Here is a 13,496-nt window from a genome sequence, read left to right on the forward strand (position 1 = left end):
CGCGGCGATCCTGCGTTGACTCCATCTCCACTTCTTTACCAGCCAAGGAGCATCACCGATGGCACATAGCAGCTCGAATATTTCCACCGCCCACTGGGGCCAGCGCGTCACCGAGAGCAGCGATGCGCTGGAACTCACGCCCAGCGTGTTCGAACGCGACGACCCGGTGTCCATCGCGCGTTCGCTCAAGCACTCCGCCGACCAGAGCGCGCGGCGCCGTACCGGCCCCTACCGCTCCGCGATGTCGATGCTGACGTTCTACATCAATCGCGCCGGCAAGCAGCTGCCGGCGCAGCGCCGCGAAGTGCTGGAGCAGGCCAAGGACGAGCTGCGCAGCCTGTACGGAAAACCGCGCAAGGGCGGCGCGGCAGGTTGAATGCTGCGCTTCGGCGTGCAGCGGCGCAGCGTGATGCATGCGGCAATTGCGTGCTCCGCCAGCGGAACGCAGGCGCATTCCGATTGCCCTGCGCCGAAGCATGGGCGCATGATCCGCGCATGATCAAGCAACCCGACGTTTCGGACTGGGTCCAGCGCCCTGCCGATGCCACTGCCGAGCGTGGCCCGGTTGCCTCGGCGATGAGCGAGGATGCGTTGCTGTTGTCGCGGATCATCCTGGCCCAGGGCGAGATCGCCGCCGCCGGCAGCGACCCGCTGCAGGTGGTCGATGTGGTGACCCGCCGCGCGCAGGAACTGACCCGCTCCACCGGCGCGGTGGTGGAGATGCGCGATGGCAACGACATGCTGTACTGGTCGGCCAGCGGCATCGCCGAACAGCACCTGGGCCTGCGCCTGCCCAGCGACGGCAGCCTGTCCGGGCTGTGCATGCGCAGCGGCCAGGTGCTGCAGTGCGACGATTCGGAACAAGACCCGCGGGTCAATCTGGACGCCTGCCGCAAGGTCGGCCTGCGTTCGATGCTGGTGGTGCCGCTCAGTTATGGCGATCGCGGCATCGGCGTGCTCAAGGTGATGTCGCGCTACCCCTGCAGCTACACCGCGCAGGACGTGCGCACGCTGGAGATGCTGGCGACCCTGGTCGGCGCGACCCTGGCGCTGGCGATGGACCGCGCCGCGCTGCAGACCGACATCGCGCGCCGCCAGAACGCGGAGAAGCACGCATTCCGCGAGAAGGCGGCGATCGCCACGCGGATCCGCGAGGTCATCGCCAACGAGCGCCTGCAGATCGTGACGCAACCGGTGCTGGCGCTGGCCACGCAGCGCATCGTCGGCGTGGAGGCCTTGTCGCGGTTCCCATCCAACCCCGGCCTGCCGCCGCTGCGCTGGTTCGACGACGCGAGCAGGGTCGGGCTGGCGCTGGAGCTGGAGCTGGCCGCAGCGCGCAAGGCGCTGCAATTGCTGGCGCAGCTGCCGGCGCCGCTGTACCTGGCGATCAACGTCTCCGCGCAGACCCTGCTGCACCCGCAGCTGGAGGCGCTGCTGCATGGCCACGACCTGTCGCGGGTGGTGCTGGAGATCACCGAGCAGTTGCAGGCGCCGGATTACCCGCGCCTGTCCGAGCATATCGGCGCGCTGCAGCGGCAGGGCCTGCGCATCGCCCTGGACGACGCCGGCACCGGCTTCGCCAGCCTGCGCCACCTGCTGCACCTGTCGCCGGACATCATCAAGCTGGACCTGACCCTGACCCGCGGCATCGACGCCGAACCGCGGCGCCAGCGGCTGGCGCTGGCGATCCTGTCCTTTGCCGCGGAGACCGACGCCGGCGTGATCGTCGAAGGCATCGAGACCGAGAGCGAGCTGGCGACGCTGCAGGCGCTTGGCGCGCGCTACGGGCAAGGCTACCAGCTGGCGCATCCGGGGCCGCTGTCGGCGCACCTGGCGCGCTATCCGGCGATCGACGACGATCCGGCCTGAGTCCGCTGCAAGCCTCGCCAGGGCATTTCGGCCGAGGTGTTCCAGCTGACGCAGTGTTGTGGAGCGACTTCAGCCGCGACGGGCATTCCCGGTAAAGCCCGTCGCGCCTGAAGTCGCTCCCACAATGTTCCTCGCCTCTTACGTATCTCGATCGCCGAGCCAACTCGCACACCCCGCCCCAGCGCCACAATGAAAAAAGCGGGCCGAAGCCCGCTTTTTCCTTGGTGCAGCGCTGGACGCCGACGGCTTATTCGGCCGTCACGCCCTCGCCTTCCTCCACGGCCTTCATCGACAGGCGGATGCGGCCCTGCTTGTCCACTTCCAGCACCTTGACCTTGACCAGATCGCCTTCCTTCAACACGTCGCTGACCTTCTCGACGCGGTCGCTGGAGATCTGCGACACGTGCACCAGGCCGTCCTTGCCCGGCAGGATGGTGACGAACGCACCGAAGTCCATGATCTTGGCGACCTTGCCTTCGTAGATGCGGCCCGGCTCCACGTCCGAGGTGATCTGCTCGATGCGCGCCTTGGCGGCCTGCGCGGCGATCGCGTTGACCGAGGCGATGACGATGGTGCCGTCGTCCTGGATGTCGATCTGGGTGCCGGTTTCCTTGGTGATCGCCTGGATGGTCGAGCCGCCCTTGCCGATCACTTCGCGGATCTTGTCCGGGTGGATCTTGATCGTCAGCAGGCGCGGCGCGTAGTCGCTCAGCTCCGAACGCGGGCTGGTCAGCGCACTGGCCATCTCGCCGAGGATGTGCAGGCGGCCGGCCTTGGCCTGCGCCAGGGCCTGCTTCATGATCTCTTCGGTGATGCCTTCGATCTTGATGTCCATCTGCAGCGCGGACACGCCTTCGGCGGTACCGGCGACCTTGAAGTCCATGTCGCCCAGGTGATCTTCATCGCCCAGGATGTCCGACAGCACCACGAAGTCCTCGCCTTCCTTGACCAGGCCCATCGCGATGCCCGCGACCGGCGCCTTGATCGGCACGCCGGCGTCCATCAGCGCCAGCGAGCTGCCGCACACCGAGGCCATCGACGAGGAACCGTTGGACTCGGTGATTTCCGAGACCACGCGGATCGTGTACGGGAACTCTTCCATGCTCGGCATCACTGCCAGCACGCCGCGCTTGGCGAGGCGGCCGTGGCCGATCTCGCGACGCTTCGGCGCGCCGAAGCGGCCGCACTCGCCCACCGAGTAGGGGGGGAAGTTGTAGTGGAACAGGAAGTTTTCCTTGTACTCGCCGCTGACCGCGTCGATCACCTGGCCGTCGCGGGCGGTGCCCAGCGTGGTGATCACGATCGCCTGGGTCTCGCCGCGGGTGAACAGCGCCGAGCCGTGGGTCCGCGGCAGCACGCCGGCCTTGACGCTGATCGGACGCACCGTGTCCAGCGCACGGCCGTCGATGCGCACCTTGGTGCTCAGCACCGAGCCGCGCATGGTCTGGTATTCCAGCTCGCCGAATTCCTTGGACAGGTCGGCCACGACCCAGCCTTCGACGGGGGCGCGCGGCGCCAACTGCGCCAGCACGTCCTTCTTGATCGCCGAGATCGCGTCGCGGCGCTGCAGCTTGTCGCGCACCTGGAACGCCGAGGCCAGCTGATCGCCGACCGCTTCCTTCAGCGCCGCGATCATGCCTTCGTTCTTCGCCGGGGCGACCCAGTCCGACGGCTTGGTGCCGGCTTCGACGGTCAGCTCGTTGATGATGTTGATGACCTTCTGCAGCTCGCGATGACCGAACGTGACCGCGCCCAGCATCACTTCTTCGGACAGCAGCGCCGCTTCGGATTCGACCATCAGCACCGCGTTGGCGGTACCGGCCACGACCAGCTCCAGCTGCGAATCCTTCAGCTCGGTGATGGTCGGGTTGAGGATGTATTCGCCGTTCTTGTAACCGACCTTGGCGGCGCCGATCGGGCCGTTGAACGGGGTGCCGGCCAGCGACAGCGCGGCCGAGGCGCCGATCAGCGCGGCGATGTCGCCGTCGATGTCCGGGTTCATCGACATCACCGTGGCGATGATCTGCACTTCGTTCTTGTAGTCCTCCGGGAACAGCGGACGGATCGGACGGTCGATCAGACGCGAAATCAGCGTCTCCTTCTCGGTCGCACGGCCCTCGCGCTTGAAGAAGCCGCCGGGGATGCGGCCGCCGGCGTAGAACTTCTCCTGATAGTCGACCGTCAGCGGGAAGAAGTCCTGGCCTTCGCGCGCGCTCTTGGCGGCGACGGCGGTGACCAGCAGTACGGTGTCGTCCATCTTGACGATGACGGCGCCGCCGGCCTGGCGGGCGATCTCGCCGGTTTCGAGGGTGACGGTGTGCTTGCCGTACTGGAAGGTTTTGGTGATTTTTGCCACGGGGTTTCCTTGGATGATGCTGTCTTCGAATGGACCGCTGGCGGCCCATGCCGCTGGCGGGTGGCCGGGAGGATCCGGCCGGCGGTGCGGAGCATTCCCCGGGCCGCGGTACTACCCAAAACAAAACCGCGGCGCATCACTGCGCCGCGGTCGGGTTCGTTGCCTCAGCGACGCAGGCCGAGCTTCTCGATCAGCGCCTTGTAGCGCTCGCCATCCTTCTTCTTCAGATAGTCGAGCAGGCTGCGGCGGCGGTTGACCATCTGCAGCAGGCCGCGGCGGCTGTGGTGGTCCTTCTTGTGGGTCTTGAAGTGGCCGGTCAGCAGCTCGATGCGCGCGGTCAGCAGGGCCACCTGCACTTCCGGGGAGCCGGTGTCGGCGGCGCCGCGCTTGTTTTCTTCGATGACTTTCTGGGTGTCGACGGACATGATGTGTTTTCTCTGAAGATGCGGGGCCGGCAGGAACGTGCGGATGACGCACCGCCTGGCTCGCCGATTGCGAAGGATTGCGCCGGAGCGCAGGGATGCCATAAAGGCCGCGGAAGTGTACCGGTCCCCGCCCTGGCGAACAAGGCGTTAACGCCGCGTCACGGCCAGGCCGGCGCCGGGACTGCCCGCGCACGGCGCCCGGCAGGGCTGCGGATCAGAGGTTGAACATGCGCTGCGGCGCCAGCAGCCCGCTGGCGTCGACCTGGCCCAGCCCCAGCGGCACGTCGTCGGCGCCGAACACCGCGACCGCACCCGGCGCCCAGGCGGCATCGCGCAGGCGCTGGCCCATGCGGAAACGCTGCGCCGCAGCATGGTCCAGGCGCAGCGGCGGGAAATCGGCCAGGCCGGCGGCCAGCGGCAGCAGCAGCGCCTCCAGCGCCGCCGGGTCCTGCGCGGCCAGCTGCTGCAGCCGCTCCAGGGTCGCCATCTGCGGCGCGCGGAACGGCTCCACCCACAAGCGCCGCAGCCCGGCGATATGCGCGCCGCAGCCCAGCGCCTCGCCCAGGTCGCGGGCCAGGCTGCGGATATAGGTGCCCGAGCCGCAGGCCACGTGCAGGCGCAGGCGCTCGCCTGCGTGGGCGAGCACGTCGATGGCGTGCACCTCGACCTCGCGCTCCGGCGCCTCGATCGCTTCGCCGCGGCGCGCCTTCGCGTACAGCGGCTCGCCGCCCTGCTTGAGCGCCGAATAGATCGGCGCGCGCTGGCGGATGCGTCCGCGCAGCGGCGCCAGCGCCGCCTGCAGGGTCGCCGCATCGATCGGCGGCACCGGCCGGGTGCGCAGCACCGCGCCGTCGGCATCGTCGCTGTCGGTGCTCACGCCGAGCACGATCTGCGCCTCGTAGGCCTTGGCCGAGCCCAGCAGCAGCCCGGCCAGCTTGGTCGCCTCGCCGAAGCACAGCGGCAGCAGGCCGGTGGCCAGCGGGTCCAGGCTGCCGGTGTGGCCGCCCTTCTCGGCGCGGAACAGCCGCCGCGCCGCCTGCAGCGCCGCGTTGGAACTCATGCCGGCCGGTTTGTCGAGCAGCACGATGCCGTCGAGGCGGCGGAAGGAGATGCGGGGCAGGCGGGGGCCGAAGACGGGCATGGGGTTGGAAGCTGGGGGATTCGGGATTCGGGATTCGGGATTCGGGATTCGGGATTCGGGAATCGGAAATCGGAAATCGGGAATCGGGAATCGAACGGTAAGGCCTGCGATCGCTGCAGACCAGGATGGAAAACAAACCGATGCCGAAAGATCGGTCGGCTGCGCAGGCAAGGCTGCGGAGTACGGGCCGACGCGAATACGAGTGGGGCTTGCAGTGCGCTCGACGCGGAGCACGGCGCCGATGCAGTCGCACCGGCAGCAACGACTCAGACTTTCGGCGGGACCGCGTCGCCGTCGCTGTCGCCATCGGCGTCTTCCGACTGCTGCAGTTCCGGCATGTCGCGCAGCAGGTTGTCGATGCGTTCGCCGCGGTCGACCGAATCGTCGTAGTGGAAATGCAGTTCGGGCACGTGGCGCAGCTTCATCGCCCGCGCCAGTTCGCTGCGCAGTTGCGGCGCCAGTTCTTTCAGGCCCTTGACCGCCTCGACCGAGCGCTCGGGCAGCAGCGCGGTGACGAACACCTTGGCATGGGCCAGGTCGCGGGTGACCTCGACGTCGGAAACGCTGACCGACGGCAGGCCGTGATCGCGCACGGCCGAATGCACGATCGTGCCCAGGTCGCGGCGGATCTGCGCGGAAACACGATCGGTACGGTGAAAGGATTTTGTTGCCATGGTCCGGGATCTCTCTATTCGGGACTCGGAACCAGTAAACGGACTGGGAAAAGCGCAGCTGACCCAGCCTGCCGCTTTTCCCAATCCCGATTCCCGATTCCCGATTCCCGGCTACTTACAGCGTGCGCTGCACTTCGATGCGCTCGAAGCACTCGATCTGGTCGCCCGGCTTGACGTCGTTGTAGGCCTTCACGCCGATGCCGCACTCGGTGCCGTTGCGCACCTCGTCGACGTTCTCCTTGAAGCGGCGCAGCGATTCCAGCTCGCCCTCGAACACCACGGTGTTGTCGCGCAGCACGCGGATCGGCTTGTTGCGCTTGACCACGCCCTCCACCACCATGCAGCCGGCGACCGCGCCGAACTTGGAACTGCGGAACACGTCGCGCACCTGCGCGGTACCGATGATCTCTTCGCGGATTTCCACGCCGAGCAGACCGGAGGCCACCTGCTTCACCTGGTCGATCACGTCGTAGATGATCGAGAAGTAGCGCAGGTCCACGCCGTTGGTTTCGATGATGCGCCGCGCCGAAGCGTCCGCACGCACATTGAAGCCGATCACCGTGGCCTTGGAGGCCAGCGCCGAGTTCGCATCGGACTCGGTGATGCCGCCGACGCCCGAATGGATCACGTTGATGCGGATCTGCTCGTTGGACAGGGCCACCAGCGACTGCTTCAGTGCTTCCACCGACCCCTGCACGTCGGCCTTGATCACCAGGTTCAGCGACAGCTGACCTTCGCCCTTGCCGAGCTGCGACATGATGTCTTCCATGCGGCTGCCCGCCGAGGACACCAGGCGCGACTCGCGGCGCTTGGTTTCGCGCTGCTGCGCCACGTCCTTGGCCAGGCGCTCGTCGTCGACCACGACGAAGTCGTCGCCGGCATCCGGCACGCCGGACAGGCCCAGCACCTGCACCGGGATCGACGGACCGGCCTCGGCCGGCTGCCCGCCGGTCTCGTCGAACAGCGCACGCACGCGGCCGTACTGCACGCCGCACACCAGGTAGTCGCCGCGCTTCAGGCTGCCCTGCTGCACCAGCACCGTCGCCACCGGGCCGCGGCCCTTGTCCAGCGAGGATTCGATCACCACGCCGCTGGCGCGGCCATCGAATACCGCCTTCAGTTCCAGCACTTCGGCCTGCAGCGAGATCGCGTCGAGCAGCGTGTCGATGCCCGCGCCGGTCTTGGCCGAGACTTCGACGAACTGGGTGTCGCCGCCGAATTCCTCGGCGACCACGTCCTGCGAGAGCAGCTCGTTCTTGACCCGCAGCGGATCGGCGCCGGACTTGTCGATCTTGTTGACCGCCACGATCAGCGGCACGCCGGCCGCCTTGGCGTGCTTGACCGCCTCGATCGTCTGCGGCATCACGCCATCGTCGGCCGCCACCACCAGCACCACGATGTCGGTCAGCTTGGCGCCGCGCGCGCGCATCGAGGTGAAGGCCGCATGGCCCGGGGTGTCCAGGAAGCTGATGACGCCGCGATCGGTTTCGACGTGGTACGCGCCGATGTGCTGGGTGATGCCGCCGGCTTCGCCAGAGGCGACCTTGGTGCGGCGGATGTAGTCCAGCAGCGAGGTCTTGCCGTGATCGACGTGACCCATGATGGTGACCACCGGCGGCCGCGAGCGCTTCTCGCCCTGCTCGTCCTCGGTGTGCGCCAGCAGCGCGTCCTCGGCGTCGGCACTGCCCGCGCGCACCGGCTTGTGGCCGAGCTCTTCGGTGATCAGCGCGGCGGTATCGTGGTCGATGGACTGGGTGATGGTGGCCATCACGCCCATCTTGAACAGCGCCTTGACCACGTCGCCGCCCTTCAGCGCGAGCTTCTGCGCAAGGTCGGCCACGGTGATCGTCTCGCCGATCGCCACTTCGCGCACCACCGGCGCGGTCGGACGCTCGAAGCCATGCGCGCCGCCGCCGCTGCGCGAGGGCTCGGGCTGGCGACGGCCGCCGCTGTTGCCGCCGCGCGGCTTGCCGCGCACGTTGGAACGGCGCGCGCGATCGGCCGCGGACAGGTGCAGCTGGCCGGCGAAGCGACTGGTGCTGTCGTCGTCCTCGACCCCGGCGACCATCACGTGCGAGCCGCGGGTCTTGTGCTTGTTGCCGGCGTTGCGGTCGTCGCTGCGCGGCGCGGCCGGCTTCGGCGGATGGTGCGGCGCGCTGGCCGGACGCGGCGCGCGCGGCGCGGCGGCACCGGTGCCGGCACCGGCATTCGGCGTGGCAGCGGACGCAGGCGTGGCGGCAGCGGCCGGCGCCGCCGACTCGGCTTGCAACGCGGCCTGCGCGGCCTTGCGCTCGGCTTCCACGCGGTCGCGCGCATCCTGCTCGGCCTGGCGCTTGCGCTCGATTTCCTCGGCGCGCGCACGGTCCTGCTCGGCGAGCTTCTGCTGTTCGGCCAGATTGCGCTGTTTGGAGGCTTCCAGCTTGCGCAGGATCTCGGCGCGCTCGTCATCCACCCGTCCGCCCGCGGCCATCCCCGCGCGCTCGGCGGCCAGATCCTCGGCCGTCTTCACGTAGGTGCGCTTCTGTCGGACCTCGACGTTGACCGTGGTCTTGCTGCGTCCGGCGCTGACCGTCACTTCCTGCAGCTTGCGCCGGTTCAGGGTGATCTTCTTCGGCGCGGCCTGGGCTTCTTCCTCGACCGGCTTGTCGGCCTTGCCGTGGGTACGGCGCAGGAAGCCGAGCAGCTTCATCTTTTCGGTACTGGTCACGACCTGGTCGGGACCGCTGAACTTCATTCCGGCCTCGGCCAGTTGAACCAGCAGTTTATCGACCGGCGTATTCACCAGTTCGGCCAGCTTGCGGATGGTGGTTTGCTGCGACATTCGGGTCCTATGATCTGGTTGGCGCCCCCTCGCCGCGTGCGAAGGTAGCGCGGATTCTAAGCCCTGATCGGTTCAGGGCGGCATTCATCGCTGACTCATTCGCCGCGTTCCAATCGGGCGATCTCCTCGGCACGGGCCGCCAGGATGAGCGCAGCGGCGCGCTCCTGGTCCAGATCCTCGATGCCGAATTCGAGGATTTCGTCGGCAGCCAGATCCGACAGGTCCTCACTGGTACGCACACCATGGCTGGCCAGCGCGTAGGCGGTGGCCTCGTCCATGCCTTCCAGCGACAGCAAATCCGCCGCCGGCACGCCGCTGTCGTCGCTTTCCTCGGCGGCCAGCGCCTCGTTGAGCAACGCATCGCGCGCGCGGGCCCGCAGCTCCTCGACGATGTCCTCGTCGAAGCCTTCCACCGCAAGCAATTCGCCGACCGGCACGTAGGCGATTTCCTCGACCGAGTTGAACCCCTCGGCGACCAGGATCGCGGCGATTTCCTCGTCCACTTCCAGCTTGTCCATGAACAGCTGGCGGGCGACGTTCTGCTCGGCCTCGGACTTGGCCGCGACCTGCTCGGCGGTCATCACGTTGAGCTGCCACCCGGTCAGGCGGCTGGCCAGGCGCACGTTCTGGCCGCCCTTGCCGATCGCCTGCGCCAGCCGGTCTTCGGCCACCGCCAAGTCCATCGCGTGCTTTTCCTCATCGACGATGATCGACTGCACCTCGGCCGGCGCCATCGCGTTGATGACGAAGTTGGCCGGGTTGTCGTTCCACAGCACGATGTCCACGCGCTCGCCGTTGAGCTCGTTGGACACCGCCTGCACGCGCGAACCGCGCATGCCGATGCAGGCGCCGATCGGATCGGTGCGGGTGTCGTGCGCCAGCACCGCGATCTTGGCGCGGTCGCCCGGATCGCGCGCGCAGGCCTTGATCTCGACCAGGCCCTGGCCCACTTCCGGCACTTCCAGCTTGAACAGCTCGATCATGAATTCCGGCGCGGCGCGGCTGATGAACAGCTGCGGGCCGCGCGGCTCCGAACGCACTTCGGCCAGGTAGCCGCGCACGCGGTCGCCGGCGCGCAGCACGTCGCGCGGGATGCCCTTGTCCTTGGGAATGAAGGCCTCGGCATTGCCGCCCAGATCGACATAGATGTTGCCGCGCTCGGCGCGCTTGACCACGCCGGTGACCAGCTCGCCGATGCGGTCCTTCCACGCGTCCACCACCTGCTGGCGCTCGGCCTCGCGCACGCGCTGCACGATCACCTGCTTGGCGGCCTGCGCGGCGATGCGCCCGAAATCCGGATTCTCGATCTGCTCTTCGATGTAATCGCCGACGTCCACGCCCTCGGCTTCGTCGACCGCGTCCATCAGACGGATCTGCCGGTCCGGCGATTCCATCACCACGTCGTCGGCCACCACTTCCCAGCGGCGGTAGGTTTCGTAATTGCCGTCCTTGTGATCGATGGTGACGCGCGTCAGCACGTCCTGATCGGGGTAGCGCTTCTTCGCCGCCGAGGCCAAGGCGGCCTCGATCGCGTCGAAGATCACTTCGCGCGGCACGCCTTTTTCGTTGGCGACCGCGTCGACTACCAGCAACAGTTCCTTGCTCATTCTTTCGCTCCGCGCGCAGCCTTGTCGGCTGCCGGTTCGTTGGATGGTTTCTTATTGGGTTTTGCGGTCTTGCCGGCCGGCTTGGGGGCCTTGCCCGGCTTGGTCGGGGCCAGGCCCAGTGCCGCCCAGTCGGGCAGGATCCGCGCCTTGTCGATATTGTCGAAGTCCACCGCCAGTTCGGCGCCGTCGACCTCGAACACGATGCGGCCGGCGTCCACGTCCGCCTGGGCGATGCGCCCCTGCAGGCGCCGACGGCCCTGTTGCGGCAGCTTCAACACCACCTTGGCCGACTCGCCCTGGTGGCGCGCGAACTGCGCGGCGCTGAACAGCGGACGGTCCACGCCCGGCGAGGACACTTCCAGCGTGTAGTTGCCGCTGATCGGATCTTCCACGTCCAGCTGCGCCGACACTTCGCGGCTGACCCGCTCGCAATCGTCGATGTTGACGATGCGCTCGGGCTGTTCGGCCAGCGGCACGTCGATATACAGGCGCAGTGTGGCGCCGCCCGGGGCCGGCAGGTATTCCGCCCCCAGCAGTTCCAGCCCCAACGCGTCCACGGTCGGGCCCAGCAGATTCGCGATTTCGTTTGCCTTGTCGCTCACAGCCTGCCTTGCATCTGAATGAATGAATTCGGTCCTGGCGGTTTTTCCGGACCCCGGAAACGACGAAGGGCCCGTTGGGCCCCTTATCCGGTACGACTCCGGTAACGCTGGATTCCGGTTGCGAAGACGGGAACATGCGTCTTCGCGAAGCCCAGATTTCCCTACCGCAGGCAACCGCTGAACTGGTTGCCGCCGTAGACAAATATGGTAGCGGGGGCAGGATTTGAACCTGCGACCTTCGGGTTATGAGCCCGACGAGCTGCCAGACTGCTCCACCCCGCAGCAGAAGCGGAATTATGAAGAACCAGCGCGATGATTGCAAGCCCTGATTTTTCATTCGACCCGGTGGCGATGCCGCCGGACTTCGCGCGGCATGATAACCGCAAGCGACCGACAGCGGAAGACCGATCGCATCCATCGATGCACAAACGCCACCGCCGCCATCGTGGCGGCGTTGTCGCAAACAGCTTGAAAACAGCGCTTTCGCGCGCGCTCAGGCCAGCTGCGCGAAAGCGCGCTGGCACCACGCCATCAGCGGACTCCAGGCCAGGCCCAGCGCCAACAGACCGAGCGCATTGACCCCGAGCACCACGCCGAGCACGCGGTCGTCGTTGACCGGCAACGGCGCGCCGACCGGCTCGTCGAAATACATCACCTTGATCACGCGCAGGTAGTAGAACGCGCCGATCACCGCGCACAGCACCGACAGGATCGCCAGGCCGGTCCACCACAGGTTGTCGGTCGGCACCGCGAGCACCGCGCCGAGCACCGCCAGCTTGGCCCAGAAGCCCAGGAACGGCGGCACGCCGGCCAGCGAGGCCATGATGCACAGCACCAGCAGCGCCATCCACGGGTTGCGCGCGTTCAGGCCCTTGAAGTCGTCGATGTGCTCGGCCTCGAAGCCCTTGCGCGACATCGCGATGATCGCGCCGAACGAAGCGGTGGACATCAGCGAATAACAGATCGCATAGAACAGCGCCGCCGCATAGCCGCGCTCGCCGCCGCCGGCCACGCCGAGCAGCAGGAAGCCGATGTGCGAGACGGTCGAATACGCCAGCATGCGCTTGAGGTTGCTCTGCGCCAGCGCCATCAGGTTGCCGACCAGCAGCGACAGCGCGGCCAGGCCGCCGACCACCCAGTGCCACTGCTCGGCCAGCGGGCCGAGGCCCACTTCCAGCAGCCGGTAGGCCATGCCGAACGCGGCCAGCTTCGACGCCGAGCTGATGAACAGCGCGATCGGCGCCGGCGCGCCCTGGTACACGTCGGGCAGCCACATGTGGAACGGTGCGGCGCCGAGCTTGAACGCCAGGCCGGCGATCATGAAGATGGTGCCGGTCAGCAGCAGGGTGCGCTCCTGGCTGGAACCGATCGCCTCATGGATGCCGGTCAGGCTCAGCGTGCCGGTGGCGCCGTAGATCAGCGACATGCCGTACAGCAGCAGGCCCGAGGCCAGCGAGCCGAGCACGATGTATTTCATCGCCGCCTCGGTGGCCATGCCGTTGTCGCGGTTCGACGCGACCAGCGCGTACGAGCACAGCGCCAGCAGTTCCAGGCCCAGGTACACCATCAGCAGGCTGCCGGCCGAGACCAGGATCATCATGCCGACCGTGGCGAACAGCACCAGCACCGGGATCTCGCCCTGGTACAGCTTGCGCTCGCGCAGGTAGCTCCAGCCGTAGATCAGGGTCAGCGCGCTGAGGCCGACGATCACCGTCTTCATCACGTCGGCGGCGGCGTCGCGCACGAACATGCCGTTGAACACCGCGCCCTGCCCGCCCACGCCGGCGAGCAGCATCGCGAACACCGCGACCAGGATCGCCACCGAGACGATATGGGTCCAGGCCTTGTTGCGCTCGCTGACGAACAGATCGAGCATCAGCAGGGCGAAGGCGCCGGCGGTCAGCACCAGCTCGGGGAGCAGGGGCGGCAGGTCGACGGCGGTCAGGGGCAGTAGCGCAGGGGTGGTCATCATCAACTCTCTGGAATCATTTCGCTCGACGG

10 protein-coding genes and 1 tRNA gene are annotated in these 13,496 nt (G+C 67.6%); 2 read left to right on the forward strand and 9 right to left on the reverse strand.

The features are described from left to right. Positions 1–58 precede the first annotated feature (58 nt). Both FZ025_RS02465 and FZ025_RS02470 read left to right on the forward strand, forming a co-directional pair. Positions 59–376, forward strand: a complete 318-nt coding sequence (locus FZ025_RS02465) for a DUF3175 domain-containing protein (protein ID WP_046977816.1) — start codon at positions 59–61, stop codon at positions 374–376. Between the two features lie 119 nt (positions 377–495). Beyond that, complete coding sequence (locus FZ025_RS02470; protein ID WP_104558663.1) at positions 496–1,869, forward strand: sensor domain-containing phosphodiesterase; 1,374 nt, start codon at positions 496–498, stop codon at positions 1,867–1,869. A 247-nt stretch (positions 1,870–2,116) separates the two neighbouring features. Here FZ025_RS02470 and pnp read toward each other — a convergent pair whose 3' ends face one another. The 9 genes from pnp to nuoN form a co-directional block, all read right to left on the reverse strand. After that, complete coding sequence (gene pnp, locus FZ025_RS02475) at positions 2,117–4,225, reverse strand: polyribonucleotide nucleotidyltransferase (protein WP_104558664.1); 2,109 nt, start codon at positions 4,223–4,225, stop codon at positions 2,117–2,119. Between the two features lie 164 nt (positions 4,226–4,389). Then, positions 4,390–4,650 carry a 30S ribosomal protein S15 gene (gene rpsO, locus FZ025_RS02480; RefSeq protein ID WP_104558665.1) on the reverse strand — a complete coding sequence of 87 codons (261 nt, stop codon included), beginning with the start codon at positions 4,648–4,650 and terminating at the stop codon, positions 4,390–4,392. 214 nt (positions 4,651–4,864) lie between these two features. Further along, positions 4,865–5,791: a tRNA pseudouridine(55) synthase TruB gene (truB, locus tag FZ025_RS02485; RefSeq protein WP_104558666.1), complete on the reverse strand. Its 927-nt coding sequence runs from the start codon at positions 5,789–5,791 to the stop codon at positions 4,865–4,867. A 266-nt stretch (positions 5,792–6,057) separates the two neighbouring features. After that, positions 6,058–6,465, reverse strand: coding sequence for a 30S ribosome-binding factor RbfA (gene rbfA / locus FZ025_RS02490; RefSeq protein WP_104558667.1), 408 nt, complete (start codon positions 6,463–6,465; stop codon positions 6,058–6,060). Between the two features lie 115 nt (positions 6,466–6,580). Continuing rightward, complete coding sequence (gene infB / locus FZ025_RS02495; protein ID WP_104558668.1) at positions 6,581–9,286, reverse strand: translation initiation factor IF-2; 2,706 nt, start codon at positions 9,284–9,286, stop codon at positions 6,581–6,583. A 95-nt stretch (positions 9,287–9,381) separates the two neighbouring features. Continuing rightward, positions 9,382–10,893 (reverse strand): transcription termination factor NusA, encoded by a 1,512-nt coding sequence (gene nusA, locus FZ025_RS02500; RefSeq protein WP_046980162.1) that lies wholly within the window; start codon positions 10,891–10,893, stop codon positions 9,382–9,384. Next, complete coding sequence (gene rimP / locus FZ025_RS02505) at positions 10,890–11,495, reverse strand: ribosome maturation factor RimP (protein WP_046980161.1); 606 nt, start codon at positions 11,493–11,495, stop codon at positions 10,890–10,892. Before rimP ends, nusA begins: the two co-directional genes overlap by 4 nt. Positions 11,496–11,700: 205 nt before the next feature. Next, positions 11,701–11,777, reverse strand: a tRNA-Met gene (locus FZ025_RS02510). Between the two features lie 211 nt (positions 11,778–11,988). Further along, positions 11,989–13,464: an NADH-quinone oxidoreductase subunit NuoN gene (nuoN, locus tag FZ025_RS02515; RefSeq protein WP_046980164.1), complete on the reverse strand. Its 1,476-nt coding sequence runs from the start codon at positions 13,462–13,464 to the stop codon at positions 11,989–11,991. Between the last annotated feature and the right edge of the window lie 32 nt (positions 13,465–13,496).

It is taken from the genome of Xanthomonas hyacinthi (assembly GCF_009769165.1).
Classification (GTDB): Bacteria; Pseudomonadota; Gammaproteobacteria; order Xanthomonadales; family Xanthomonadaceae; genus Xanthomonas_A; species Xanthomonas_A hyacinthi.